The organism is Sedimentibacter sp. B4, from assembly GCF_000309315.1.
GTDB classification, from domain to species: Bacteria; Bacillota; Clostridia; order Tissierellales; family Sedimentibacteraceae; genus Sedimentibacter; species Sedimentibacter saalensis.
In genome coordinates, this window is record NZ_CANG01000955.1 from 151243 (window position 1) to 176837 (window position 25595).

The 25595-nt window shown below is 31.7% G+C and carries 33 protein-coding genes and 1 riboswitch; of the genes, 5 read left to right on the top strand and 28 right to left on the bottom strand.

Annotation, left to right across the window (positions count from 1 at the left end; genetic code table 11):
* Positions 1-34: 34 nt before the first annotated feature.
* The 12 genes from BN358_RS18655 to BN358_RS18710 form a co-directional block, all read right to left on the bottom strand.
* Complete coding sequence (locus BN358_RS18655; protein WP_019230041.1) at positions 35-427, bottom strand: N-acetyltransferase; 393 nt, start codon at positions 425-427, stop codon at positions 35-37.
* 119 nt (positions 428-546) lie between these two features.
* Positions 547-783 carry a DUF2164 domain-containing protein gene (locus BN358_RS18660; RefSeq protein ID WP_019230042.1) on the bottom strand — a complete coding sequence of 79 codons (237 nt, stop codon included), beginning with the start codon at positions 781-783 and terminating at the stop codon, positions 547-549.
* Between the two features lie 24 nt (positions 784-807).
* Entirely contained in the window at positions 808-1560 is a 753-nt protein-coding gene (locus tag BN358_RS18665; RefSeq protein ID WP_019230043.1) for a nucleoside phosphorylase, read from the bottom strand.
* A gap of 22 nt (positions 1561-1582) precedes the next feature.
* Positions 1583-2116 (bottom strand): GNAT family N-acetyltransferase, encoded by a 534-nt coding sequence (locus BN358_RS18670; protein WP_019230044.1) that lies wholly within the window; start codon positions 2114-2116, stop codon positions 1583-1585.
* A 161-nt stretch (positions 2117-2277) separates the two neighbouring features.
* Positions 2278-2943 (bottom strand): DUF1905 domain-containing protein, encoded by a 666-nt coding sequence (locus BN358_RS18675; RefSeq protein ID WP_019230045.1) that lies wholly within the window; start codon positions 2941-2943, stop codon positions 2278-2280.
* A 35-nt stretch (positions 2944-2978) separates the two neighbouring features.
* Positions 2979-3398, bottom strand: a complete 420-nt coding sequence (locus BN358_RS18680; RefSeq protein ID WP_019230046.1) for a hypothetical protein — start codon at positions 3396-3398, stop codon at positions 2979-2981.
* Positions 3399-3438: 40 nt separating this feature from the next.
* Positions 3439-4401, bottom strand: coding sequence for a hypothetical protein (locus tag BN358_RS18685; protein WP_019230047.1), 963 nt, complete (start codon positions 4399-4401; stop codon positions 3439-3441).
* 86 nt (positions 4402-4487) lie between these two features.
* The gene (locus BN358_RS18690; protein ID WP_019230048.1) at positions 4488-4994 is read right to left on the bottom strand and encodes a hypothetical protein; all 507 of its coding nucleotides are present in this window, start codon (positions 4992-4994) and stop codon (positions 4488-4490) included.
* A gap of 214 nt (positions 4995-5208) precedes the next feature.
* Positions 5209-5472 (bottom strand): hypothetical protein, encoded by a 264-nt coding sequence (locus tag BN358_RS18695; protein WP_019230049.1) that lies wholly within the window; start codon positions 5470-5472, stop codon positions 5209-5211.
* Positions 5473-5551: 79 nt separating this feature from the next.
* A complete protein-coding gene (locus BN358_RS18700; protein WP_019230050.1) occupies positions 5552-6004 on the bottom strand; it encodes a hypothetical protein in 453 nt (150 codons plus the stop codon).
* A 12-nt stretch (positions 6005-6016) separates the two neighbouring features.
* Positions 6017-6610, bottom strand: a complete 594-nt coding sequence (locus BN358_RS18705) for a hypothetical protein (RefSeq protein ID WP_019230051.1) — start codon at positions 6608-6610, stop codon at positions 6017-6019.
* Positions 6611-6644: 34 nt separating this feature from the next.
* Positions 6645-7598: a lysine exporter LysO family protein gene (locus BN358_RS18710; protein ID WP_019230052.1), complete on the bottom strand. Its 954-nt coding sequence runs from the start codon at positions 7596-7598 to the stop codon at positions 6645-6647.
* A gap of 264 nt (positions 7599-7862) precedes the next feature.
* On the opposite strand from BN358_RS18710, the gene BN358_RS18715 reads away from it, so the two are divergent.
* The 5 genes from BN358_RS18715 to BN358_RS18735 all read left to right on the top strand — a co-directional run bounded on the left by BN358_RS18715 (position 7863) and on the right by BN358_RS18735 (position 11841).
* Entirely contained in the window at positions 7863-8804 is a 942-nt protein-coding gene (locus tag BN358_RS18715) for a phosphate ABC transporter substrate-binding protein (RefSeq protein ID WP_019230053.1), read from the top strand.
* A gap of 107 nt (positions 8805-8911) precedes the next feature.
* Positions 8912-9772 carry a phosphate ABC transporter permease subunit PstC gene (gene pstC, locus BN358_RS18720; RefSeq protein WP_019230054.1) on the top strand — a complete coding sequence of 287 codons (861 nt, stop codon included), beginning with the start codon at positions 8912-8914 and terminating at the stop codon, positions 9770-9772.
* Between the two features lie 5 nt (positions 9773-9777).
* Positions 9778-10608, top strand: coding sequence for a PstA family ABC transporter permease (locus BN358_RS18725; protein WP_019230055.1), 831 nt, complete (start codon positions 9778-9780; stop codon positions 10606-10608).
* Positions 10609-11358, top strand: a complete 750-nt coding sequence (locus BN358_RS18730; protein WP_019230056.1) for a phosphate ABC transporter ATP-binding protein — start codon at positions 10609-10611, stop codon at positions 11356-11358. It begins immediately after the preceding gene.
* Between the two features lie 12 nt (positions 11359-11370).
* Positions 11371-11841, top strand: coding sequence for an HAD family hydrolase (locus BN358_RS18735; RefSeq protein ID WP_019230057.1), 471 nt, complete (start codon positions 11371-11373; stop codon positions 11839-11841).
* 57 nt (positions 11842-11898) lie between these two features.
* Here BN358_RS18735 and BN358_RS18740 read toward each other — a convergent pair whose 3' ends face one another.
* The 16 genes from BN358_RS18740 to def all read right to left on the bottom strand — a co-directional run bounded on the left by BN358_RS18740 (position 11899) and on the right by def (position 25546).
* A complete protein-coding gene (locus BN358_RS18740; RefSeq protein ID WP_019230058.1) occupies positions 11899-12606 on the bottom strand; it encodes a B3/4 domain-containing protein in 708 nt (235 codons plus the stop codon).
* 59 nt (positions 12607-12665) lie between these two features.
* Positions 12666-12760, bottom strand: a riboswitch (guanidine-I (ykkC/yxkD leader).
* 85 nt (positions 12761-12845) lie between these two features.
* Entirely contained in the window at positions 12846-12983 is a 138-nt protein-coding gene (locus tag BN358_RS25765) for a hypothetical protein (RefSeq protein WP_019230059.1), read from the bottom strand.
* 42 nt (positions 12984-13025) lie between these two features.
* Positions 13026-13241 (bottom strand): hypothetical protein, encoded by a 216-nt coding sequence (locus BN358_RS18745; RefSeq protein WP_019230060.1) that lies wholly within the window; start codon positions 13239-13241, stop codon positions 13026-13028.
* 277 nt (positions 13242-13518) lie between these two features.
* Positions 13519-14904, bottom strand: coding sequence for a sigma-54-dependent Fis family transcriptional regulator (locus tag BN358_RS18750; RefSeq protein ID WP_019230061.1), 1386 nt, complete (start codon positions 14902-14904; stop codon positions 13519-13521).
* A gap of 200 nt (positions 14905-15104) precedes the next feature.
* Positions 15105-16145: an electron transfer flavoprotein subunit alpha/FixB family protein gene (locus BN358_RS18755; RefSeq protein ID WP_019230062.1), complete on the bottom strand. Its 1041-nt coding sequence runs from the start codon at positions 16143-16145 to the stop codon at positions 15105-15107.
* Between the two features lie 17 nt (positions 16146-16162).
* Entirely contained in the window at positions 16163-16960 is a 798-nt protein-coding gene (locus BN358_RS18760; protein WP_019230063.1) for an electron transfer flavoprotein subunit beta/FixA family protein, read from the bottom strand.
* 9 nt (positions 16961-16969) lie between these two features.
* Positions 16970-18106, bottom strand: coding sequence for an acryloyl-CoA reductase (gene acrC, locus BN358_RS18765; RefSeq protein WP_019230064.1), 1137 nt, complete (start codon positions 18104-18106; stop codon positions 16970-16972).
* Between the two features lie 116 nt (positions 18107-18222).
* Complete coding sequence (locus BN358_RS18770) at positions 18223-19446, bottom strand: CaiB/BaiF CoA-transferase family protein (RefSeq protein WP_019230065.1); 1224 nt, start codon at positions 19444-19446, stop codon at positions 18223-18225.
* Positions 19447-19514: 68 nt separating this feature from the next.
* Positions 19515-20834 carry a GntP family permease gene (locus tag BN358_RS18775; protein WP_019230066.1) on the bottom strand — a complete coding sequence of 440 codons (1320 nt, stop codon included), beginning with the start codon at positions 20832-20834 and terminating at the stop codon, positions 19515-19517.
* Positions 20835-20919: 85 nt separating this feature from the next.
* Complete coding sequence (locus tag BN358_RS18780) at positions 20920-21720, bottom strand: enoyl-CoA hydratase-related protein (RefSeq protein WP_019230067.1); 801 nt, start codon at positions 21718-21720, stop codon at positions 20920-20922.
* Between the two features lie 511 nt (positions 21721-22231).
* Positions 22232-22783: a hypothetical protein gene (locus BN358_RS18785; RefSeq protein WP_019230068.1), complete on the bottom strand. Its 552-nt coding sequence runs from the start codon at positions 22781-22783 to the stop codon at positions 22232-22234.
* Positions 22784-22961: 178 nt separating this feature from the next.
* Positions 22962-23477 (bottom strand): GNAT family N-acetyltransferase, encoded by a 516-nt coding sequence (locus BN358_RS18790; RefSeq protein ID WP_019230069.1) that lies wholly within the window; start codon positions 23475-23477, stop codon positions 22962-22964.
* Between the two features lie 86 nt (positions 23478-23563).
* A complete protein-coding gene (locus tag BN358_RS18795; protein ID WP_019230070.1) occupies positions 23564-23959 on the bottom strand; it encodes a hypothetical protein in 396 nt (131 codons plus the stop codon).
* 34 nt (positions 23960-23993) lie between these two features.
* Complete coding sequence (locus BN358_RS18800; protein WP_019230071.1) at positions 23994-24461, bottom strand: GNAT family N-acetyltransferase; 468 nt, start codon at positions 24459-24461, stop codon at positions 23994-23996.
* Positions 24462-24473: 12 nt separating this feature from the next.
* A complete protein-coding gene (locus BN358_RS18805; RefSeq protein ID WP_019230072.1) occupies positions 24474-25010 on the bottom strand; it encodes a cysteine hydrolase family protein in 537 nt (178 codons plus the stop codon).
* An 83-nt stretch (positions 25011-25093) separates the two neighbouring features.
* Positions 25094-25546, bottom strand: coding sequence for a peptide deformylase (def, locus tag BN358_RS18810; RefSeq protein WP_019230073.1), 453 nt, complete (start codon positions 25544-25546; stop codon positions 25094-25096).
* Positions 25547-25595 lie beyond the last annotated feature (49 nt).

Genomic DNA, 25595 nt, shown 5'->3' on the forward strand with positions numbered 1-25595 from the left:
GTTCCTCCTTACTCTTTCCTTATAACTGTTCAAATTATTTTAATCTCATTTCAATTGTGTTTTCTTTAAATCCTAAGCTTTTATAAAACTCAATGGTATTTAAATTTTCCACAGCCACTGTTATGGAAATATCTTTACAACCGTTTTCGTTCAGCCAGTCTATGTGACTGTTCATCAATTTTTTTCCTATTCCTGAGCCACGATAATTTTCAGCAACATGAAGGGAATGAATGCACCCTTCATGTTCTTCAAATGTAGAAATGGCATATCCCAGTATGTTGTTGTCAGATTCTTGTGCTGCTGTAATTTTTAAATGTTCATTATCAAAAGAACTGAAATGATTCATACGTTCTTCGAAAACTAAATCCGCATAAAGGTCTCCAAAATTCTCTGAAATATTTTCATGGTATTCCTTGTTTTTTTCCATAATTCTTTAATTATTGAAATCTCATTAAATGGTATGTCTCTGCAGCAAATCATAATTCCTCCATAGATTTTAAATATTAATCAATTACCTACTTCCGTTATAGCACTAATGAACTTATATTAATATTTCTGAATGGACAGTAAATCTTCACATCTGTCATTCATATATTTATAGGAATCATAGACTCCCTGATTATAAAACTCTGCTGCCAACTCTTCTGTTATAAATTCAAAAATCATAATTGAAGCCAAATCGCCTAATTCTTCATCTCTTTCATTTAAAAAGTAATTCTTAATTTTAAAAATCATCTCTTCTCTTTTTTCTTTAGGTAATTCAATTTTATTTTTTTTGTTCATACGATCTCCTGATTTATCTATATATTACACTCTGGATGCTACCTGCAGCGCTATCTGCAGATATTTCTCAAATGTGCTTCTGCTGATTTTACCCATAGTCCGTGAATCCCATTCAATTCCATCCAATGTGTCTTCAGCATACAAGAATTGATACAGCTCAACATTCCTAAATTGACTCACTGCCATAATTGATGCACATTCCATGTCAACTGCCAGACATCCTTCCAATTTTCTATTCATCATATTTTTTCTTGTTTCCCTGTACAAGGCATCTGTTGTCCAAGTCTTCGTCTTTATGTAAGGAATATCCAACTGCTGAAAAATACCGGCAAGTTTATCTGCTGTACGTACTTCTATATAATCAGCCGGCGGCGCATAATGGTAGCTGGTGCCCTCATCTCTGTATGCAGCAACCGGTACTATAAAATGACCTGCAGCAATGCCCTGGTCTAATGTTCCGCATGAACCGAAGAACACAAACTTCTTGCCTCCCTTGGCTATTACCTCTTCCATGAGGCCTGCGGAACCTGCACCTCCAAGTATTGTTTGATATACAGCAACATCATTGCCATCATAATTTATTTTGTAAATTGGAATAGTATATCCTGCCGACATATCACTTATCTGTACTGCACTATCCATATTTTTAACCAGGTTGATTATCTTGTCACTGAACGTAGCAACAACAACTTCAGGAAAATTGTCTATTTTTCCTGTAACACAGCTCGGCTTTAAAATTTCTTCCGTTTCATTGTCAAATGAATTCAATATGCTCATAATATCCCCCTAGCTCATAATATCAATCAATCATCATACCCATGCATAGAGTATCATAAAATGTTCCATTTATTAAAATGTCCCTTTTCAACATACCTTCCTCTTCAAAACCCAGCTTCTTATATAGTTTTATTGCTTTTAAGTTGTCTGTTCTGGTTTTCAAATTTATTTTTCTGATAATACCTGAACTCTTGCTCCAGTCTATCAGGTACTTAATAAGTTCATCCCCTATTCCATATCCCCAATATTCCTTCAGAACACTTATACCGAATTCTCCAACATGAGCAAGTCGTTTCCTCGAACCTCCCGAGAAGTTTAAGTTTGCTACAATTTTTCCGCCTACTTCTGCCACTACTGATATGGCATTATCTTTTTTTAATATGTTTTCTATAAATACTTCTTCCTGCTGAGCGTTCATGTCAAACTCTCCGATTCCAAATGACAAATAGTCAGATTCTCCTGCTACGGTATTGATATAATTGATTAATGCTTCAGCATCAGATGGCTTAGACCTTCTGATTATTAACTTCTCACCGTTTATTATTATTTCTTTCATTTAATTCTCCTCCTGGTAGTCCACTGATTTTTTTAAATATCACTTTTTAAATGACACAGCTTTTTTCTAATAGATTGATAAAAGTGTCAATAAATTCAGTCCATCTAATACAACATCTTTTGCTTATTTAATACAACCTGTCCGAATATTTTACAGTCAACTCATACGAATATTTCTATATAACTAATTAAATTTTCATATGGATACACCGCTAATATCCCATGTGTAGGGTCGTAATATTTACCATCATAATATATTGAAAGATGACTTTTGTTTTCTCCTCTAACATTTATAATACAACATTTAGGCAATTGAACATTGCTGCTCTTAGTATAAACCGGTTTCTTATAAGAAAATCCGAAGTAGTCTAATGTTTCTATGACCTTGCTAATGCTGGCTTGATGTTTTGAACTATTCATTATTTTTATAACTTCGTCAACAGAAATACCTGCAAGCATGGCAAGGCTCGTTTGACCGCAGCATCCATTATGCGGTTGTTTTATGTAGGTTATGCCATCAATTTTTCTTATAGGATGTTCTTTGCTATATGGGCTATTTGAGTTTATTCGACTAAGTCCATCAATTATTTTAAAACGTACATCAAGTTCATTATCAAAATCAATTTTTTTGCATACTTCCTTTATTACAGGTATATAATAAATACCGTTGCCTTTTGGAACAAGTTTGCACTCAAAAGAAATGTCAGATATTTCAACTTTAACAGGTATAAGTCCTTTTTGACCGCACTTCTCCCAGACATTAAATGGAATCTTTATAAATGCTCTATTGCCTTCTTTGTGAATAATCGACTTAAAATTGTATATCATCTGTTAACCGTCCTTTTGCATTGAATTTTCTCTACTTACTCAATATTTTTTGTTAACTCTTTATATTTTTTTTCATTTATATTCCATCTCAGTGGATAGCCTATTGTGCTTCCGATTAAATAACCATAAAATATAGGCAAAGTATTTTTAAGTTTACTGAAATCTCCATCTGTCGCTGCTATGACCACGATGGTAGTACCCCATATGGTTATGCTTATAATAACATCCATGTATAAAACGAACAATATTTTACCCTTACGTCTTTCCTTCCCCCAATACTTGACGTATTGTTCATCATCCATATAAAATAACTTTGATAGTTTACTTGGTTTTATTTTATTTGACTTAACAAGGTATCGAAATAAATAACTCATTACGATAATTGCAATAATAAACACAATTATTGTTTTTAGTACTGAAGCTCTGCTAAAACCTAAACCTGCCCATCTGCCCATCTAACATCCCCCATTTCATTAAACATAACTATTCAAATCATCAATCAGCAGTCCAAATATTATCAAAATATAAATACTTATTGTCTTTACTTAATTCTGTTTTTAATTTATAAATTTCTTCAACATCTTCATATACTAATTTTACGTGATTTACTTCTCCACCATTTACGGCAAAAATATACATATCAACTTGTTTTCCTTCACTATATCCACTCGATTTAGTCACAAGCATTTCGAATGTTTCTTCGATATTATCGTCAACCTTGACCATATTTTTATTAATGAAATGTGCCGAAGCCCTTAGTCTAACTGCATTATCCCATAACTCCGTCAATCCTTGTTCCATATATGACTTATCAATTTCCGATAACATATAATTTGAGCAAGTAGCCATATTGGAATTAACCATTGCACTAATTGCATTATTCTCAATATGATTCACTTCTTGTGCAATTGGCATTAATGATTGAGCCGCGCATAATAAAATAGGAGAACGGTAATATGAATCCTTATATTTTATAGTTCCATCGTCAAATATTAATATTTCGTTGATAGTATCCTTGAAATGATATTGTAAAATATAATGAAGACGGTAATCATTATGCAATTGAACACTAATATAATCATCATCTGTAATAATACTTTCACCTAGAAATAACCCTTGAAGTATAATTTTATTTATTGATGTATCTTCTTTTATATCTAAAATATTGCCATCATAGTTTTCTAATGTTATCTTATCAGTTTTTTCAACATCCTTCATCCATTTAAAATTATCTTCAATTACTGATAGTTTCAGCATTTTTGCTTCCATATAATTATCATGTGACTTTTGAACTCTAAGTTCCTGGTACTTTTTTTCCGTTTCATCAACTAGTGTTATTAAATCTCTATTTGTTAAATACAATTTAAATAAGGCAGAAATACCTATAACAATAAATAAAATACTAATAGCCATTATATATTTATTTTTCAACACAAATATTCCCCCATATTTCTTCATACAATCCCCTTTTCCACTTATAAGATTGCATTTCAAATTTTTTCTATTTCTAATGTTTCAATAACAAATACATATATGCGACACTACTATTGCTCAGATATAATATATCTCTCATCTAACCAGCTAAACAATTCTTCAAATAAGTTTTCATCACTCTCTCTTACCAAATAGTTTCTATATTCACCACTTTTATTGTAGAATGTCACTTCATCATCAGAATACACATTTACTTGTTGGTGTAATATATTTCCTTCATAATTTATTGTGCAATCTATTATTCTATAACTATACTTTGCAGGTATAAACAAATAAGAAGTAATCTTTGGAGCCTTTGAATATTCATACTTATTTAATATTTTCATAAATTCATCAAATTCCTCTTTTTTTAATGTAATACTATATTCATTAGGACCCTTGAGAACTTCGTCTTCTTCTAAATCATTATATATTACATTTACAAAAACAGATCTTACAGAACCGCTATTTATTACATCATATAAATTTACTGGTCTTGTGTAAAAAAGGTACAAAGATAATATAAAAAATATCATTATTAGAGTTGAAAAGTCTTTAATTTTATATTTTCTCATCATAATCTCACCCCAATATTTTAAAATATATCCATTATATTATAAGACGAGAAAAGCAAAAGATTTGTTACACAATCTTACATATAAATAGAAATATTTTACAACTTATATTAATATTTAAGTTATGATTTTATTAGATAGTACTTTCCATCCTATATAATCATATGATAAGTTCTATATTGCAGTGCCCTGCCCTTCTTCATAAACCCTACTTACCTCAATAATTAATATATACAAATAAAACAAATCCAATAAAAGCGAAAGCCATTATAAAATAAATATATCCGGCTATTTTATTGTTATCCTCAACTATAACCCACACGCCTCGCAACACAGTAATTATAAACGCTAAAACAAGCCACAAAAACCTGAATATATATTCTATACTTGAATCATCAAATTGAATCGTCAAAATCATTGAAACTGCCATAATCAATGTAAGTATTATAATTATTATTTTCAATTTCTTATTTCTATTCATAATTGTATTCCTTATTTAAAATTTCATAATCTTCTATACAACATCCACTTTCTCATTATCCCATCCCCCATTTATTCCTTTAATAATGATTAAATGTTCCAACCATATCGTGTTCTATAATCTTTTCACCCTTAACCCTTGCATTTATTCCCACGCTTGTCAAAATTGCTTTAGCATCCTTAACTGTCAGCCCTTGTTTATCTACAATTATACTCCAATTAACCTCCAACACTTCTTCAGGCACTATTTCCTTATTAAGAATAATTACATTATCATATTCTATACTATTTAATACTTCAGTTTTATAATTTGGTTTAAGAATTCTTATGAATATATTGCCTAAACTTTTATTGGTGAAAAATACGCCGTAAGAGATTTTAGTTTTATTTGGCTCTATTTCTTCTATATCATAATTCCATCTGGTAATTGCTAATTCTTCATAACCTCCCAACCTGTACGGTTTTGAAAAGTAAAAAATTATAACCAAAGTCAAATACACAATAATAACACGCCAAGCAATTTCTTTTGACATTTTTTCCCCCATTTATTTTATAACTTCATATTTCACATCAGCATCTGTAAAGTGGGAAGTGATTAATCTAAGATCATCAGTCTTGACAATCACTTCAGAACTTATATGCTCCACTTTTTCAGGTTCAAGATGATATAATTCTGTAACATGTAAATCAGGTATAATACCATAATACGGATACCACTCTTCAGTTCCATCTTCCTTTGTAAAGTAAAATTTTGCTTCTACGGTCTTTTTACTTTTATTTACAACATAAGTTTCAAAGGTCACTAACTTAATTTCAGGATTTTTTGCATCCGGAGTGCTTATATGAATTGTTGGAAATGGCTCCATATTAATAGAATTATTACTAAAAGACCACATTGAATATATAGCACAACCAACAATAAGCGGTACAAAAATTAAGTATATTATTTTGTTCTTTTTCTTCATAACTTTGGTGATAAACAAAAATAATAATAACAAAATTATTGAAATATCAGTGTATATTACTAAATCTTTAAATCTTTGAGGATATATATCGTTAAATGCCATAAACCCTATTAATTGGCCTAAAATTATAGTTACTACTGGAAAAAGAGAAATAGCGTTTTTAAATATTTTCATTTTCAAATCTCCTGATTGAGTATTTCATACAACCTTAAAATATTTCGCATAAAATCGGAAGCATAAACGGAACTGTAAAAGTTAATATAACACCTGTAATCAATGTTACCAATCCAATTTCAACTCCAACAAATTTTGTTACTGGAACAAGCATTGTATCCATATTTCCCGCAGCTCCTCCGGCAATAGGACTTCCTGTGCTTATTTTTATAAGAAAAGGCAAAAGCAACACTGTAAAGAACTCTCTCATGACATTTACTATAAAACCATATGTGCCCGTTTCAATTCCATATACCTGTGTCATATATGCTCCAGTTAGACTGTAGTAACTCATTCCGCTCGCTGAAATTATTGATATGTGTGGAGGCAGTTTAAGAACAATTCCAGAAATTGCTCCACCTGTAATACTGCCTATAAGAATAGCTATAGAAATATAAACAACTCTGAAGCCAAGTATTTTTATATATTTGAATACATTAATATTACAGCCAAGGCTTAAACCGACACTCATATATAAAATTATAAGTGAACCAGTAAGCAAATAGTCAAGGACATATATTAAATTATCCGGAAACAGAAAATAACCGATAATTACTCCTGAAACAATACTTGCAGGCATGATCCATACAAGTATAGAACCACTCTTAACTTCTTCATCCGAAATATTAATTTCATCACTGATATTGACATTTTCTGCACATATCCTATTCTTTAACTTTTCCAAAGGCAGTAAAGTTTTTTCTACTATTACAGTAAATAAAACGCTGAAAAAAATAGCACATAGAGAAATAATCAGACAGTTAAAGCCTATTGAATGCAAATTCAGCATAACTGAGTCATTTATACCTATGTTTAATCCAATGGTCAGCATTAACAACACCAAAGCAACGTTAATAACTTTGTCTGCTATGCTCAACATTTTTTGTGACAGATGGCGCAATCCCAGCAACAATCCAATGCCTAGGCATATAAATGGCATAAATATCATAAAATCCCCCCGTTAATTATCTGTAAATTGCAATCGTTTACAATATTATAACACAACTATATCACATATTATACAAAATTTGTATAATTGACTAAAAAATGCATGAACCTATTTCTTCTGTTTCATAAAAAATAAACTTAAATCTTTGTTTTATTATTACTTTTTTTAATAACTGACTTGGAATAATGAAATTGTTTCATTATATTAAATTGCCAATTTATGTTATATTATTAATTATCGACAAGAATATAAATGAGGTGCAAAATGAAAAAATTAAATGTTTTAGGTATTCTTTTAATACTTTTAATGGTACTTGCAGGCTGCAGTACTGAAAAACCAGCTGCTGCTGAACCAAATGCAGCTCCTGCAGAAACACCGGTGGTTGAAGAACCAAAGGAAGATGAATTTAATCCTCAAATTTTATTTAACGGATCATCTACTCTTGCTCCTGTAATGGCTTCTATTTCTACAAATTTTATTGAAGGTAATGTTACATGGGACAAGGTTGATGCTTCATTCCCTGAAAAAAACATAGCAATATATGTTTCAGCAGGTGGTTCTGGACAAGGTGTTAAATCAGTTATTGACCAGACAAGTGACTTTGGAATGGTGGCAAGAACAGTAAAGGATACTGAAAAGGAACAGCTTCCTGAATTAAAGGAATTTAAAGTTGGCATAGATGCTTTAACATTGGGTGTAAATCCTAACAATCCTGTACTAACAGTTAAGGACAACTTAACAAAGGATGAAATAATAAAAATATTTTCAGGTGAGTTCAAAACTTGGAAAGATTTAGATTCTTCACTTCCTGATAAAGAAATAATTGTAGTTACAAGAGATATAGGCGGCGGTGCTCACGAAGTGTTCCAATCTAAAGTAATGGGTGATGTGCAGGTTAAAGCAGATGCTATTCAAGCTCCTTCAATGGGAGCATTGGTTACAAAAATAATTGAAAACGAATATGCTATCGGATATGCTTCTTTTGGAGTTGTTAACCAAAATATAGGCAAGGTTGCAACATTAAGTGTTGATGGTGTTGAAGCTTCTGAAGAAAATATTATTAATGGTTCCTACATAATTCAAAGACCTTTAATAGCAATATTTAGCGGTGAACTTACTGCTCCCCAACAAGCATTCATGGATTATGTAATGAGTGAAGAAGGATTAGCAGTTGTAGAATCTATGGGTTTTGTACCTGTAAAATAAATTACCTTCTAGACGAACTGAAGAATCCATATTATTATGAGATTCTTCATGCTCGGTTAGATTGACAATGAAATGTAAAGTAATGACTATGACAGTTAGGAGTCATCATGAAAGAGTATAAAGAAAAAATCTTTAAAAATTTAATTGCCATTGGAGCTATATTGTCAAGTATTTTAGTTCTGCTGGTATTTTTTTATATATTAAAAGAAAGCATTCCTTTTTTTAAAGAAGTTCAAATAAAAGAATATTTATTTGGAGACACCTGGAGTCCATTAGGCATTGAAAAATACTCATTTCTTCCTATGATACTTGCAACTCTATATGTTTCATTTTTAGCTATTTTTATAGCAACACCGCTGGGAGTAGGCTGTGCACTGTTTTTAAGCTTTCATGTCAATAAAAAATACTCAAAAATAATATTGTCATTTATTGATATGATAGCCGGTATTCCTTCTGTAATTTTTGGTTTTGTGGGCTTGATTATTCTGGTTAAGTTTTTAGAAAATAATTTAAACATGGCAACTGGTGAAAGTGTGTTGGCAGGCGGAATACTTTTAGCAGTAATGCTTTTTCCGTATATAGTTACAGGCTGCACTGAAACCTTTGAAAAGGGAAAAAGAAAATTTTATACTGCCTCTCAGTCCTTAGGAGTATCAAAATGGTATACTATGAGAAAAGTAATGCTTCCCTATGCAGCAAACAGTATTTTTGTCAATATGCTGTTAGCCTTTAGCAGGGCTATGGGTGAAACAATGGCTGTTATGATGGTAACCGGAAATTCACCTATATTCCCGCGACTGTTAGGAAGGGCTGAAACAATTCCTTCTTTAATTGCGCTTGAAATGGGAACTTCAACCTACAAAAGCATTCATTATTCGGCATTGTATGCCGCAGGACTCATATTAATAATTATAATTTTAATCATTCAATTAATTGCTGATAAGATAAATAAAATAGAATCGAGGTGATTCTAGTGGAAAATAAAATTAAGGACTTTATATTTAAGCTTTGGGTTATATTATCAGGATTAACAATTATATCTGTAACAATTGGAGTATTTTCATACTTGTTGTACAAAGGCTTTAATGTTATTTCAACTGAATTTATTTTCAGTTCGCCAAAAGGAATCCCTTTAGGAACAGCTGGAGGCATATTTCCTGCAATTGCAGGTTCTCTTTTGTCAGGACTGTTGTCCGGCCTGTTTGGAGGAACATTAGGTTTATGTACTGCAATTTACTTAGTATTTTATTGTGAAAATAAAACAGTAAAACATTACATTTTACAAGCACTGCAATGCCTGGCAGGAATTCCGTCTGTTGTAATAGGGTTGTTTGGATATTCATTGTTGATAGTAGGCTTAGGAATGAATAAAAGTCTGATGAGTGCATCAATTACCTTAACAATTATGATTATACCGTTTATTTCTATAAGAATTAAAAAGGCGTTGGAAGAAACCTCAAATGAGCAGTTTATTTGCTCCTTGAGCCTTGGTATACCAAAGAGTTATACAATTGTAAAGCTTGTTATTCCAAATGCATTTAAATATATAATGACTTCTCTAGGATTAGGTGTAGTGTTTGCCATGGGAGCCACAGCACCTATAATGTTTACAGGGGCTGTTATAATTTCAGGAATTCCTTCAAAATTAACAGATCCATTTATGGCGTTACCATACCATTTATATATTTTGGTTAATGAAGGATTATCTGTTGAAATGGCATACGGTACTGCCTTTGTATTAATTGTTATTGTGCTTTTAATCAATTTAATCTGCCACTTTGTCGGCAATATTGAGGATATATAAATGAACGAAATTATTTTGAATACTGAGGGCTTATGTGTAAGCTATGGTAAAAACAATATATTAAAAAATATTGATGCTTCTTTTGAAAAGAATAAAATTACTGCCATAATCGGACCATCGGGCTGTGGTAAATCTACATTTTTAAAATCATTAAATAAAACAGTTGAGGAATATGGAGGAAATATATCAGGCAGTATTATATTTAATAATAAGAATATAAATGATATGCCTCTTCAAAGACTAAGGAATTCCATAGGAATGGTATTTCAAAATCCTGTTGTATTTCCATTTTCAATTTATAAAAATATGACTTACGCTCCAATTTATTATGGAGAAAAAAACAAAGATAGATTAAATAATATTGTTGTTGATAATTTAAAAAAAGCAAATCTATATGAAGAGGTCAAAGATGATTTGAACATGCCGGCTTCCAGATTATCAGGAGGGCAGCAGCAGCGTCTGGTTATAGCAAGATGTTTGACTGTAAATCCTGAAATAATTTTACTGGATGAACCTTGTTCTGCATTGGATATTAAAAATACCTCTTACATTGAAAAAATGCTCCTAGAACTAAAAAATGAATACACCATAATAATTGTCACTCATAACCTGGCTCAAGCTAAAAGAATTGCTGATTGTGTGATGTATATGGAAGATGGCACCTTGGTAGAAATGGGAAGTCCTGATGAAATATTTAATAATCCTGTTGATTCAAGGACTAAAGAATATATAATGTATATGAATAATTAACGAGGTGATTGAGTGATAAATATTAATATACCCGGCAGATGTTCCTACAGTATAGAGCACATAGTATTTGATTATAACGGTACTATTGCTGTAAATGGAATAATCTCCAGATCAACAAGAGAAAAATTATCAATTCTGTGCAACATGGCTGATGTGTATGTGCTTACTGCAGATACATATGGCTCTGCAGCAAAGGAATGTGAAGGACTTAATTTAACATTAAAAACTTTTCCAAAAGATAATGCTGCTGATTATAAATTAAAAATCGTAAATGAACTTGGCAAAGACAAAACAATGTGCTTTGGAAACGGATATAATGATATAAAAATGTTTGAAGCTGCCTCTCTTTCTGTAGCAGTACTGGAAAAGGAAGGCATGTGCGGCGCACTCTTAAAAGAAGCAACTATATTAGTTAAATCCATTGAAGATGGAATAAATTTGTTATTAAATACAAATGCATTGATAGCAACTCTTAGGGGATAATGGCCGTTTCATCAGCGATTATCAAGATCGTGATAAAACAGCCTTTCCTCATGTAAATTACTCTATTACTAGTTCCTTGTTATTAATGTCCAGCACAGAAATTTTACATGTTCCGCCTAAGTTATCACTTACATTTGCAGCCAGATCATTTAATGCGTTCTCAAATTCCGCAGACCTAGTTTCATCAACTGATTCAATACACATGAAAGCATTTTTTGTATTCTCAGTAAGCATTGTTCTTACTGCTTCACGCCAGTTCCAACATCTGCATATTGCGCCCATATCATCTTTGTAGACTATTTCACCTTCATAAGGAGGTGAATTTTCATCTGTTCCAAGAGGAATAAATTCCTCATTTCCAACAGCCGCAGTCAACCTAATATTACCTGCAAATTTGTCAATATCCTCACCGCCGCAAGGCAATGCATACTTTAATGAAATAGAATTATAAATATCAACCAGTGGATTAATAGTTCCAATGTGATTTCCATTATGAACTCGCTTCAGCAATGCCTCAATAGAAGCCCTTACACCTTTCTTTGTTTTAAATTTCTGGAATGCTTCTCTCCATACTTTTATTACACGGTTATTGCTGAATTCTGGATCCTGCAAATATTTCAATGCTTCCGTTTCTCCATGTGAAATCATTTCAGCAAATTGTTCTTTATCTTTTATAGAATTATCTATGCCATTACAAATAACAATTCCTATTTTTGCATCAGGAAATAAACTCCAAAAAGAATCTTCAATAATAAACTTTTTCATAATAAATACCTCCAAATTAGTTTAATAAAATAAAAAAGCCCATAGAAATATTATTCAATATCTCCCAGGCTTTTATCCTTCCGTGTACACAGTCAACTGTGCGTTTTCTCTCGGACCTGCCAATATAAATTGCGGAACCCTAGAAAACAAAAAATATATTTGTATTATGTAAATTACATATGAATTTTAGCATAACAGAATATTTATGTCAACAAAATATTATATATACACAAAATCCTTTATTCTGTTTTACTTTTTTCCTTTTTATCTAAATAATCTTCAAATTCTTTAAGTGCGTCAAGTGTACCCTGATGAACTGCACCTTTTATAATTAAGAATAAAATAAGTATCGTTACAAGCAAAAATATAATTTCCATGTTACTTTCCCCCGGTATTTTAGTATGTATTGAATCATTGAATTAATTGTCATTATTTCTGATTATTTTAAATACCTTTTCAGTGCTTATAACTGAAAGAGGAATGTTTAAAAAAATGATAATAAAAACCTGAATTGCATTTGTAATAGCAAGATTAGAATCAAAGGTGACATAATTATTCCATATAAATCCCAACAATTTGAAATATATTATAAAGAATACTATGCAAATTCCCCAATATACAATACTCTTTTTCATTGAATCCCCCTCACTATATGCTCATTTGCTATTCTTAATGAAAAAAACAAATGAGGCATATCAACTCTATAGTAATGTTTAGTAAACCTGTCTGTTACTGTCATTACATTTCGTTTAGCAACATTTTGAGATGCAATGTTGATGTCACGAATAATTGAAAATACTCCTCTCAGTCATTACTCAAATTCATTTCTATTTCAACATTAGAATCAATAAAACATATTTATGTATTATCAGGTTTTTTATCTTTCCAAGGAATCACACTGTTAATAGACATTTATAAGATTTCGTACTTTTCCATTTTCTTGTATAACAAACTTCTATGTATTCCTAACTCTTCGGCTGTATCTTGTACGTTTCTATTGTTTCTTTTTAATGCATCCTTAATCAATAAAGCTTCATAGTTGTTTACTAAATTTTTTAGTTTTTTATTGCTGCAATTTTCATCAATGTCAGCATTACATGAAATCATTTTTGAAGGCAGATCATTAAGCTGAATAGTCATATTTTCGCAAGAAGCAAAGGCGCTTTTTATTACATTTTCTAACTCCCTTATGTTTCCTGGCCAATTATAATTATTTAAGCAACTCAATGCTTCGTCACTTATAGTTATAACTGATTTGTATTTGCAGTTAAGCTTATCTAAAAAATAATTTGCAAATAAAACAATATCATCCCTTCGTTCTCTCAAAGGGCTCACTTCAATATTTACAACATTAAGCCTATAATATAAATCCTCTCGAAACGTTCCTTGTTTGATCATTTCCTGTAAATTTTGACGAGTGGCTGCAATTACTCTAACATCAATTTTAGTAGTTTTTGTTCCACCCAATTTCTCAATTTCATTTTCTTGTAAAACTCTAAGTAATTTTGATTGCATATCATAAGGCATATCGCCAATTTCATCAAGGAATATTGTTCCCTCATTAGCTAATTCAAATTTACCTAGTTTCCCACCTTTTTTAGCACCTGTAAATGAACCTTCTTCGTATCCAAAAAGCTCTGATTCAATTAAATCTTTAGGAATAGCAGCACAATTAATGCTGACCATTGTTTTTTCTCTTCTATTGCTATTTTTATGAATGGATTGAGCAAAAACTTCTTTTCCTGTTCCAGTTTCACCGGTTATTAATATAGGAAAATCTGTTTTTGCAAATTTCATTGCACTTTTTTTAATTTTAATAAAATTCTTATTTTTTCCTATCATGATATCGAAGGAATGACGATTGGATTCAACTTTTTTGTATTCTTCTTTATAATACTGAAGTTCTGAGTACTCCTTCATTAATTTTTGAGCAGAATCAAGTGTCTGAAGTTTAAACTTCACTTGAGCAACACCAGCAATTGCATCTCCTTGTTCGTCAAATACGCAAGAACGATTTACAAGCAAAATGTCATTTGAACTTTCCTTAGCTTCTCCTTCCAAAAACTTATGAATAGCACCTTCCTCACGATACTTTTTACTAACAATATCAATCATTTTGGAATTAGATATAACCTTTAATATTGATGACCCTACTACATCCTCTTTCTTTCTTCCCAAAAAATCACAATACTGTTCATTTATATCAGTAACATTTCCTAATTTATCAACTACGATAAAACCATCGTCAGTCATTTTCAATATTTCTTGGAAAATATATTTATAATTATTCTTGTCCACTTAATATACCACCTATTATAAAAATTGTTATATATAAAATATTAATTGATATTAATTTGTCATTTGATTATATCACAATTCTCTGTTGAATAAAATGGTTTTTCAAATTCTAAAATTACATTATTACTCTTATCTAAAATTAAAAAGCCCGCAAAATGCGAGCTTATTAGTACAAATTAAGCTATATTTCAATGGTTTATTTATATCTCTAAGAAATGTTTTTCATTAATTGCTTCAATCATAGCCGGAACTATTTCATATAAGTCTCCAACAATACCAAAATCACATATTTCAAATATTGGCGCATTTTTGTCCTTATTGATGGCTATTATATATTTTGATTCATGCATACCTGCTTGATGTTGAATAGCACCGGATATTCCGCATGCAACATATAAATCAGGTCTAACTGTTGTGCCGGTTTGTCCAACCTGATGTGGACTTTCAATCCATCCAGCATCAACAGCTGCCCTTGATGATCCAACTTCTCCACCCAATGCATCGGCTAGTTCTTGAATTAATTTAAATCCGGAAGCTTCTTTTAAACCTCTTCCGCCAGAAACTACAACTTTTGCTTCTATAAGATTTACTCTTTTCTTTCCACTCACAATTTTTTCAACCAATTTAACTCTCAAATCTTCTTTTATTATTTCTGGATTTATTACTTCAACTTCTCCTGCCGCATAATCCACATGTACTGCCTTTGCCATAACACCTGGTCTTACTGTTGACATTTGTGGTCTGTTATTTGGACAAATTATAGTAGCCATTAAGTTTCCGCCAAATGCCGGTCTTGTTTGAAGTAATTTTCCATCAGTTTCGTCTATTTCTAATTTAGTACAGTCAGCTGTTAATCCAGTACCAACTTTTGCAGCAATCCTTGGACCAATGTCTCTTCCTATTGATGTTGCTCCTAACAATACTATTTCAGGTTTTCTTTCTTTTATCAAATCAGAAATGGTTATTGCATATCCCTCTGTATTAAAATCTTTAAGTAATTCATGCTCAATATATAAAACCTTATCTACACCAAAGTTTAACAGTTTTTCTGTTATGTCTTTAACTCCATATCCTGCTATTACAACATTCAATTTTTTATTTATTTTTTCGGCTAATTTTTTTCCTTCACCTATTAATTCGATTGTTACAGGATGAACCTTCCCATCGATTAGTTCACCAATAACCCATACATCATTGTAATCCTTAAGATCAATACCTTGATTTACTTTTGCTCTTTCCATTATTGTCCCTCCTCTCACTAAATTAGGTTTAATTCTGATAATTTCATTATTAATGTATTTGCTTTATCTTTTGAACCATTGCCATCAATTATCACTGAAACCTTATTTTTTACAGGTACAAAAGATCTATAAACATTAGTTGGCGATCCTTTTAACCCAATTTGTGTTGAATCAACAACTAAATCACCAATACAAAATACTCTTATCTTTTCTTCACCCTTATCTCCATATGCTTCATTTATGCCCTTTATTGTAGGGTACCTTGGAACATTGAGCTCTTTTATGGCAGTCAATAAGACCGGCGAAGCCACTTCAAATACATACTCGCCATATTCAGTGTATCTAACTACCTCAAGCTTATCATCTTCATATTTTACATTTTTCACATATGTTACCTGAGGTATGTTTAAAAATTCTGCAATTTCTGGTCCAACCTGAGCTGTATCTCCGTCAATTGCCTGTCTGCCACAAAATACAACGTCATAATTTCCGATTTTTTCAATCGCTGCTGCTATAATTGTTGCAGTAGCCCATGTATCTGAACCTCCAAATGCTCTGTCACTGATCAATACTCCTTCATCAGCTCCCATTGCCATGGCTTCCTTCAAAACATCCTTAGCTTGTGGTGGTCCCATGCTTAATGCTATTAACTCTGCACCAAATTCATCTTTAAATCTCAAAGCTGCTTCCAGAGCATTTTTATCATCTGGGTTCATGATGCTGGGAACACCATCTCTTATAAGAGTTCCAGTCTCTTGATTAATTCTGACTTCATTAGTATCTGGAACTTGTTTTAGACAAACTATAATTCTCATATTACCCTCCTAGCCAAGTACCGCTCTTGAAATTACAACCTTGTGAATTTCAGAGGTACCTTCGTAAATTTCTGTAATCTTTGCGTCTCTTACCATTCTTTCTAATGGATAATCTTTCATATACCCATAACCACCATGTATTTGCAAAGCTCTATTTGTTACAAAGCTAGCAGTCTCGGATGCATTTAATTTTGCCATTGCAGCTTCTTTTGTAAAAGGCTGCCCAGAAATTTTTAAATATGCAGCTCTATAAGTCATCCATTTTGCACATTCAATTTTTGTCGCCATTTCTGCTACATACCATTGTAATCCTTGCAAAGCAGCAATAGGTTTTCCAAATTGAACTCTTTCTTTCATATAAGAAACTGATTCCTCTAATGCTCCTTCAGCTAATCCTAAGGCTTGTGCTGCAATACCTATACGCGCACCATCCAGTCCAATCATGGCTATTTTAAATCCTTGTCCTTCTTTTCCAACAAGATTTTCTTTTGGAACACGGCAATTGTCAAAAATTATTTCAGCTGTTTGAGAAGCTCTGATACCCATTTTATTTTCAATCTTACCAACTGAAAATCCTGGTGTATTTGTAGGAACTATTATTGCTGATAATCCTTTAACTCCTTTAGAAGGATCCGTTGATGCAAATACAACTACATAATCAGCAACATTACCTCCTGTAATGAAACATTTAGTTCCATTTAATACGTATTCATCCCCATCTAATATAGCAGTAGTTTTTACTGTTGCCGCATCAGATCCTGCATTAGGCTCAGTTAATGCAAATGCTGTTTTTTTACCTCCGCTTGTAACTAGTGGCAAATATTTTTGTTTTTGCTCTTCAGATCCAAACTTTAATATTGTTTGTACAAACACTGCATGTATAGATAATATAGCGGCTGTTGCTCCGCATTTTTTAGCAATTTCAGATATTACAATAATTTTTGTAATATCGTCCCCGCCTGATCCACCATACTCAACCGGTACAGCTATACCAGTAAATCCACACTTAACCATCTTATCAAATGTTTCATGGGGATATCTTCCATCTCTATCTATTTCTTCTGCTAACGGTGCTACTTCCTTTTCAGCAAATTCTCTTGCAACTTTTTGAATCACTTCTTCAGATTTTGAGAAGTTAAAATCCATATTTATTTCCTCCTTATTATTGCGTAATATTATCAGCAACGCTGAGTATTAAATTATAACTATAATCTTAAGTAACATTTTTTAATAACATAAGGATATTTTATAGCTTAAAATACTTATTCTGATTTCTCATATGGAACTTTAGCTATAATATTTTCTTCTGATAAATTTTTAATTTCTTCTTCTGTGTAACCTAATTCCAACAATATTTCGTCGTTATTTTCTCCTATCAACGGTGCATCATTTTTAATTTCAACATCAATTGTATTAAACTTAACTGGAGGCATTGCCACGTAGCACTTAGTTCCATCACGATTTTCAACTTCATATACATAATTGTTTGCACGTGCTTGAGGATCCTTTATAGCATCTATTACATGTTGTATCTTTTCATGAGCAATATCTAATGCTGTCAGTTTCTTGTCCATTTCATCCTGAGTCCATTTTTTAAACTCTGTTGATATTATTTCAATTAATTCAGCAGCATTTTCTTTTGCAGCAAGAGTAGTTTCATATTTTTTGTTTCCTATCAAATCTTCTCTTCCTATTACCTTGCAGAACGTTTCATAATACCTCTCATGTTCAAGAATACTTAAAAATATCCATCCCCCATCCTTACATTCATAAGAATTAATTACTGGTGAGTTTGCTTTTTTCCTTGTTTTTGGATATTCATCACCATATTGTGTGGACGCCACTAATGCGCTTAAGTTCCATATTGCTTGTGCAAATAAGGAAACCATTACTTTTGCCCCAACTCCAGTTCTTTGTTGTTCATAAAGTGCTGCTGCAATACCTCCAGCTAAACTACATGAAGTTGTTGCATCACCAAAACCAATTGGCGGATTAACTGTTGTTCCTCTTTCAGCTGCATCGGCCATAGCTCCGCTTCGAGCCCAGAACGCTACAGTATCAAATCCTGGATTGTCTTTTGCAGGGCCATAATCTCCAAATCCATTTATTTGTGCCCATACTATTTTGGGATATTTTTTATGAATGCTTTCATAATCCAATCCTAATTTTTCAAGAGCTTTTGTCCTATAGCTTGATACAAATACATCTGCTTGTTCTAACAGTTTTTCCATAATTGCCATACCTTTTTCTGACTTTAAATCAATGGCAATTCCTCTTTTTTCAGAATTATAGCAACTATATAATGGATTGCTGCCAAAGTTTGCAGGAGCTCCCATACCAGCACCTGTTGTTCTTCCAGGATCACCCCAAAATGGCTCAACTTTTAAAACATCAGCTCCCCAATCAGCAAGTATTCTTGCAGTACCAGGACCAGCTATAAAATATGTTAAATCAATTACCTTTACTCCTTTTAATGGTTTAAACATGTTATCCTCCTAATTATTAGTTAATTCGATTTTCCTTCATCTTAAATATCATCTTTTTATATAAAGTATTATGGCAAAGCTGGGAACATTGAAAACAGTATTACAGCTACAACAGACCCAATTGCTGGTACAACGACTGTTAACCAAAATATTAATCCATATGCATCCTTATGTGATTCATTACATAAACCATTAGTTACTGTTACTATATAACCATTATGTGGAAGAGAATCTAATGCAGCTGATGAGATGCTCATTACCCTATGAATTGCTGCAGCTGGTACACCTAAAGCTAAGTAAGCCGGTCCTAAAAGAGGTGCTGCAATTCCTAATCCACCTGAAGCTGACCCACAAATACCAGCAATCACTGTTGTACCAATGGCAACCCCCACTAAAGGTGAGCCGGGTATAGATATCATTGCATCAATGACAACAGGGAAAGCTATAGTCGCTTTAACAACTGCTCCAAAGCCAACTACTGCACAAGTGTTTGATATAGATACCACTGATTGTTTACACGCTTCTCCAAGGTTGAATAATATTTTATGATTATCTTGATATTTGTTTAAAAGAATTATTACAGCAACTGAACCTAGAAAAACCCCAAATTCTAATGGCACCAATGTACTGCCACCAATTTTTATATTTATTAAAAGAATTGTTAATATCAGAGGAATTACAGCTAACCAACCGCTTGGATATGTTGCATTATCATGAAATACATCCATAGGTTTGGCCACAAAATTTTCACCTTCTAATCTTGCCTTATTTACAGTTTTAATCAATATTATGCTGCCTAATATCAAAATAAATGCTGAACTAACAAATCCATTTATTGCTCCAGCCATCAAATCTGTTCCTAATGCAGCTGCTGGTATGGCATTATGTATTTGTGGTGCCCCTGGAGCAACCATTGCCCATGTAGAACAACCAAAAGTTAATGCAGCAGGAATGAACCTTCTTGGATAATTTGCTTGTTTGAATACTTCTAAAGCTATCGGAAACACTGCAAAACTCGCAACAAATACGCTTACTCCTCCATATGAAATGATACCGCATGCTAATGGTATTGAAATCAATGCCATACTAGGTCCAAATTTATCTACTATCATTTTTGCAATGGATTTAGCTCCGTTTGTAACTTCATATGCTTTACCCATTATTGTTCCTGTTAAAAAAATCAAAAAGTTACTTTTAAAGAAACCTACAAAACCTCCCATGTAGTTTTCTTTTAAGCCATCATAAAGATTAATACCGCCTGTCAAAGCTACTATTATTGAACAAAGAATAGCTACAACATAAATATTAACTCCTCTCATTATAAGTATTACTAATAATCCGAGTGATACTAAAATGCCAATTAAGCTTATTACCACTGATACGTCCATAATCTACACCTCTAATTTAGCTTTTTATATTTTAAAATAATTTCGTCCATTAAAGATCTTTACTTAACAAAATTTTAATTTGGTTCTATTTGTTTTTAAATACTGCAGGTCTCTTTTCAACAAAAGCCCTCATTCCTTCATCTTTATCATCTGTAGCAAATGATAAGGCGGCCATATCCTTTTCTAATTCCAATCCATTATCAATATCCATCTCTAAACCACGATTTATTGCCACTTTTGCAAATCCAATAGCTAATGAAGCATTTTTAAGAATTGTTTTCATCATATTTTTAGCTTCTTCAATTAGCAATTCAGGTTCTACAACTTTGTTAACTAATCCTACATATAAGGCTTCTTCTGCTTTAACTTGCCTTCCTGTATATATAAGTTCTTTAGCAATACCTGAACCTATTAATCGCGGTAATCTTTGCGTCCCTCCAAAGCATGGAATTACCCCTAAACCTACTTCGGGTTGTCCAAATACTGCTTTTGTTGAAGCAATTCTAATATCACAGCTTAATGATAATTCACACCCACCACCTAAAGCATAGCCATTAACAGCAGATATTACTGGTTTTTCTAAGTTTTCTATTTTATTAAAAATCATTTGTGCAAGTGCTGCATATTTTCTTCCTTCAATGCTTTTGTAACCTTGCATCTGAACTATATCAGCTCCTGCTACAAACCCTTTTCCTTCTCCAGTAATTATTACACCTCTTACTGAATCATCCTCTGCAATGCAATCAAAGATTTTATTAAGATCAGAAAGAGTATCATTGTTTAATGCATTTAATGCTTTCGGTCTGTTGATTTTTACTAAAGCTATTTCATCTTCTACTGTTACTAAAACGTTAATTAATTGACTTGATATTTCTAATATTGACATTTATGTATCCTCCTTTATATTTCTATCCATCTATCCAGGCCTTTGGACAATTATTTAACAAGCAAACAGCGTGCCAAGTCACTTATGAAAATCAAATCTTTTTATTTATTTTATGAAACCTGTAGAAATTACATTGAAAATTCAACTTTTAGATTCTTAAATATTACAATTCACATTCTCTAAATTATTTTAAGCTGTTTAGTAATTTTATATTTGGTTAGTTATTAAACAATCAATAAGACGTATAAAAATGTCTCAAATAGTAGACAAACGAATCATATTTGAGACATTTTTCATTTATTTGGCTTGATTTGAAAAGATTTGTTGATGAATATCAAACCAATCAAGCTGTTAATTATGTGTCAAAAATGATTTAAAACATAGTTTTGTCTACTTTTTGAGACTTTCTGTTTTCTTGCTTCAAGTATTGTCTAAATCAAACTTTCACCATTCATTATTTCAACAAAAAACACAATAAGAGCTTAATCTACATTGTGCTTTATTAATTATCTTATCTTGTCATTTGATTTTTAATACTTGAAAATGTCCAAGTACTTGAGGTTGAAGGAATACCCTCTATAGTATCCCTTGGGTGAGGTGGAAAATCAAGCCTTTCCTCAATAAGTGGCTGAACATCAAGATCTGTTACAGTTTGCATTCCAATCTCATAGTTTGTTGTGATATTAGGAAACAAACGTATATTATATATATTCCTTGCAATGTAGCCAAAAGCGTCTACTCTTAAATTGTATGTTGAAAAGTTATATTCAGGTCCTGTAATTTTAGTGCCTAATTCATTAGCCATGGGTAATTCAATTCTAATCGGGTTAATTGTTGTTATTAAATGCATAACCGGAATATCTCTTTGCATACCATCAGTAACATAGATTGTTATAGTAGCATTATTTACAGGTGTTTTATCACTTTGCTTAACAATATTAAGTCTCATAAATCCAGTATTATTCATGTTCATATTTTCTAGCATATTTAAATTATTTGGATATAAATTTCCATCTTTTTTCATATGTATGTTATTTAATTGTTGTTGATATCTATTATCCAATATACTACACGCCTTTCTTAGCATTTTATAAAATAACTATTTAAATTATTATATGCAGACTACATATGTTTGTTAAGATTGGAGTTATCCAACTATAACATTACTAATTTTTCGGTGCAATATATTGAAATAGAATTCATATCAAAATTATAATGTTGCTGCAAGAAAAACATCGATGCTAATTACTGCGTTTAATCGAAAAAACTAAATGCGGCATATCAACACCATAATAGTGTTTAATAAATCTATCAGTTATTGTCATGCCATTTCGCTTTGCAACATTTTGCGATGCAATGTTGGTATCACGAATAATTGAAAACACCTCATCGGCATTCAATACTTCAAAAGCATATTTTTTACAAGCTATTGCAGCTTCACTGGCATATCCTTTATGCCAAAATGCTTTTTGAAATAGATAACCAACTTCAAGCACTTGCTTATTGTTGCAATCCTGCATGGTAAGCCCGCATTGTCCAATCATTTCACCGGTTTCTTTCAATATTACTGCCCACAGACCAAATCCATATTGTCTATATCGCATAATTTGTTTGTCAAGCCACCCCTGTGCTTCATCATCATCAAAAGCATGTTCGTAAGCATACATTACATCTTTATCCTGCAATATTTTACACAATGATGGAAAGTCTTCCTGGTTCATCTCACGCAAATATAATCTTTCTGTTTCTAATATCATGGATATTTCTCCTTGTTTGAATTATATTATACTTCTTATGTATACGCTAAATTCGCCATAACCTCATAGACTGTCTGAAGTTAAGATTAGTTCTTAATAATCAAATATCTTATAGAAAAATAATAAGCAGCCACAGTAAAAACAGGTATTACGGCAACATAAGAGACTATGTTAAATAATGTAAAATTCATTGTGTTTGATACTTCACCATATTCTAAAATATATCGGCATATCATTCCTAAAACAGTTAAAAACAAACTTGCTGCATATACAAATTTCTCTTTATGTGTACCATATATTCCTGCGAATCCTAATCCTATTATTCCATAAGAAGCAATAACTAAATATGCCTTTGTGAAATCAAACGGGAAAAGCTCATTTCCAAAAGGAAATACAAAGCATCCTGCAAATATGATATATCCTAAAATAAACCTTTTAAGTACCTTAGGATGATTTTGTAAATATAATTGAAATTTGTTCATATTGCCCTCCATTAAATTCCCAATTTAAATACTTTTATGAATCTGGTAATTTCAAATCCTTCTCAAACTCAGTAATATACATTCCTTTAAAAATTTCAATGTCATTTTTTCTTTTATATCCATTCCTTAAATATAAATTAACAGCTGGTAAATTTTCTTTTCCAGTAGATACCGCTACCTTATTTATGCTGTTTTCAAGTTCTTCTATAAAATTAATCAGATTATTTGCAATGCCCATCCTAAAAAATAATGGGTGTATTGCAACTCTATGTATATCAATAACCTTTTCTTTAATCTTGTAGGAAATTATCCCTGCTAAAACATCATTAATATAGTAACCATAAAAAATTTCATCACATTTATTTATATTCTCAACGGTATCCTTTAAAGGCGGTATATCATTAAACCTTATAATATCAGCTTCTATGCTATATGAAGCTATTTGTAATTCCAATATACATTTTGCTGTTTCTGGATTTTTCAAATCAAGTTTTCTAATCATATAAATCTCTTGTTATTTACCCATTAGAACTTTTATTGTTTCATCTAACGATAGAACTTTTGCAAATCTATTGTTCCAAATTTTGTAGTTATAGAATTTATAAAGTTCTTCACCGTCTAGGTACTCATTATCAAAAGTTGTATTGGTTTCTTCAGGAATAATTATTTTATATCCATGTTCAAAAGCAGCTTTACAAGTGGTATCAATACAATATTCTGTTTGAAGTCCCGTCAATATAATAGTATCTATTTTCTTACTGTCTAAATATTCCTTTAAACCAGTTTTAAGAAATGCACTATTATATTGTTTTTCAAAAACCTTTTCGTTATTATTAGGTTTTATTTCATAATAAATCTGCCATCCGTCAGTTCCATACTCTAACTCTTCGCCCTTTCCATCATCATGGCGCACATAAATAACTTCTTTTTCATTGTATCTTGCAACAGTTATAAGCCTTTTGATATTATCAATTACATTCTGTTCATTATAAGGATGTTCTTCAATCAATGCTGTTTGAACATCAACAACCAGTAAAATAGTATTATTCATAGTTTTATCCTTTCATATTTTTATAGTCTGTAAAAAAAATGTAGACATATTGTTAATAATCCTAATAATTACTAACTCACAATTTATTCTACATATTCAGTAACAAAATCAGTAAAAAGAATGCCTTCTAGATGGTCTATTTCATGGCAGAAGCATTTTGCCAGATCTCCTGTACCTGTCAATATTACCTCATCTCCATTTTCGTTTAATGCTTGTACTGTTACTTTTTCAGGTCTTGTTAATTTACCCCACTTATTTGGAATACTTAAACATCCTTCTATTACTTCCTGCGTTCCTTCCTGGTAAATTATCTTTGGATTTACCAGCTTTATGAGTCCCTGTCCCATATCTAATACAACTAATCGTTTTAATATACCTACTTGTGGGGCGGCCAATCCACCACCAGTTTCAGTATTATACATTGTATCAGCCATATCATTTAATATTTGTCTTATTTTATCATCTACAACATCAACTATCTTGCTTTTTTTCCTTAATATTTCATCATCAAACAATCTTATTTCTCTTAATGCCATTTAAGCAACACATCCTATCCTGTTATTTTTATTATACCATAACAAAATC

Excerpts from the sequence above, each read along its gene's own strand:
- BN358_RS18740 (WP_019230058.1), bottom strand. The coding sequence starts at position 12,606 with ATGAAAAAGTTTATTATTGAAGATTCTTTTTGGAGTTTATTTCCTGAT.
- BN358_RS18770 (WP_019230065.1), bottom strand. The coding sequence starts at position 19,446 with ATGTTTAAACCATTAAAAGGAGTAAAGGTAATTGATTTAACATATTTT.
- BN358_RS18665 (WP_019230043.1), bottom strand. The coding sequence starts at position 1,560 with ATGAGCATATTGAATTCATTTGACAATGAAACGGAAGAAATTTTAAAG.
- BN358_RS18715 (WP_019230053.1), top strand. The coding sequence starts at position 7,863 with ATGAAAAAATTAAATGTTTTAGGTATTCTTTTAATACTTTTAATGGTA.
- BN358_RS18800 (WP_019230071.1), bottom strand. The coding sequence starts at position 24,461 with ATGATTAGAAAACTTGATTTGAAAAATCCAGAAACAGCAAAATGTATA.
- BN358_RS18675 (WP_019230045.1), bottom strand. The coding sequence starts at position 2,943 with ATGATATACAATTTTAAGTCGATTATTCACAAAGAAGGCAATAGAGCA.
- BN358_RS18680 (WP_019230046.1), bottom strand. The coding sequence starts at position 3,398 with ATGGGCAGATGGGCAGGTTTAGGTTTTAGCAGAGCTTCAGTACTAAAA.
- BN358_RS18710 (WP_019230052.1), bottom strand. The coding sequence starts at position 7,598 with ATGATATTTATGCCATTTATATGCCTAGGCATTGGATTGTTGCTGGGA.
- BN358_RS18730 (WP_019230056.1), top strand. The coding sequence starts at position 10,609 with ATGAACGAAATTATTTTGAATACTGAGGGCTTATGTGTAAGCTATGGT.
- BN358_RS18780 (WP_019230067.1), bottom strand. The coding sequence starts at position 21,720 with ATGTCAATATTAGAAATATCAAGTCAATTAATTAACGTTTTAGTAACA.
- BN358_RS18790 (WP_019230069.1), bottom strand. The coding sequence starts at position 23,477 with ATGATATTAGAAACAGAAAGATTATATTTGCGTGAGATGAACCAGGAA.
- BN358_RS18700 (WP_019230050.1), bottom strand. The coding sequence starts at position 6,004 with ATGTCAAAAGAAATTGCTTGGCGTGTTATTATTGTGTATTTGACTTTG.
- BN358_RS18655 (WP_019230041.1), bottom strand. The coding sequence starts at position 427 with ATGGAAAAAAACAAGGAATACCATGAAAATATTTCAGAGAATTTTGGA.
- BN358_RS18670 (WP_019230044.1), bottom strand. The coding sequence starts at position 2,116 with ATGAAAGAAATAATAATAAACGGTGAGAAGTTAATAATCAGAAGGTCT.
- BN358_RS18705 (WP_019230051.1), bottom strand. The coding sequence starts at position 6,610 with ATGAAAATATTTAAAAACGCTATTTCTCTTTTTCCAGTAGTAACTATA.
- BN358_RS18685 (WP_019230047.1), bottom strand. The coding sequence starts at position 4,401 with ATGAAGAAATATGGGGGAATATTTGTGTTGAAAAATAAATATATAATG.
- BN358_RS18795 (WP_019230070.1), bottom strand. The coding sequence starts at position 23,959 with ATGAACAAATTTCAATTATATTTACAAAATCATCCTAAGGTACTTAAA.
- acrC (WP_019230064.1), bottom strand. The coding sequence starts at position 18,106 with ATGGATTTTAACTTCTCAAAATCTGAAGAAGTGATTCAAAAAGTTGCA.
- BN358_RS18760 (WP_019230063.1), bottom strand. The coding sequence starts at position 16,960 with ATGAGAATTATAGTTTGTCTAAAACAAGTTCCAGATACTAATGAAGTC.
- BN358_RS18695 (WP_019230049.1), bottom strand. The coding sequence starts at position 5,472 with ATGAATAGAAATAAGAAATTGAAAATAATAATTATAATACTTACATTG.
- BN358_RS18745 (WP_019230060.1), bottom strand. The coding sequence starts at position 13,241 with ATGAAAAAGAGTATTGTATATTGGGGAATTTGCATAGTATTCTTTATA.
- BN358_RS18690 (WP_019230048.1), bottom strand. The coding sequence starts at position 4,994 with ATGATGAGAAAATATAAAATTAAAGACTTTTCAACTCTAATAATGATA.
- BN358_RS18805 (WP_019230072.1), bottom strand. The coding sequence starts at position 25,010 with ATGAATAATACTATTTTACTGGTTGTTGATGTTCAAACAGCATTGATT.
- pstC (WP_019230054.1), top strand. The coding sequence starts at position 8,912 with ATGAAAGAGTATAAAGAAAAAATCTTTAAAAATTTAATTGCCATTGGA.
- BN358_RS18755 (WP_019230062.1), bottom strand. The coding sequence starts at position 16,145 with ATGGAAAGAGCAAAAGTAAATCAAGGTATTGATCTTAAGGATTACAAT.
- BN358_RS18660 (WP_019230042.1), bottom strand. The coding sequence starts at position 783 with ATGAACAAAAAAAATAAAATTGAATTACCTAAAGAAAAAAGAGAAGAG.
- def (WP_019230073.1), bottom strand. The coding sequence starts at position 25,546 with ATGGCATTAAGAGAAATAAGATTGTTTGATGATGAAATATTAAGGAAA.
- BN358_RS25765 (WP_019230059.1), bottom strand. The coding sequence starts at position 12,983 with ATGGAAATTATATTTTTGCTTGTAACGATACTTATTTTATTCTTAATT.
- BN358_RS18775 (WP_019230066.1), bottom strand. The coding sequence starts at position 20,834 with ATGGACGTATCAGTGGTAATAAGCTTAATTGGCATTTTAGTATCACTC.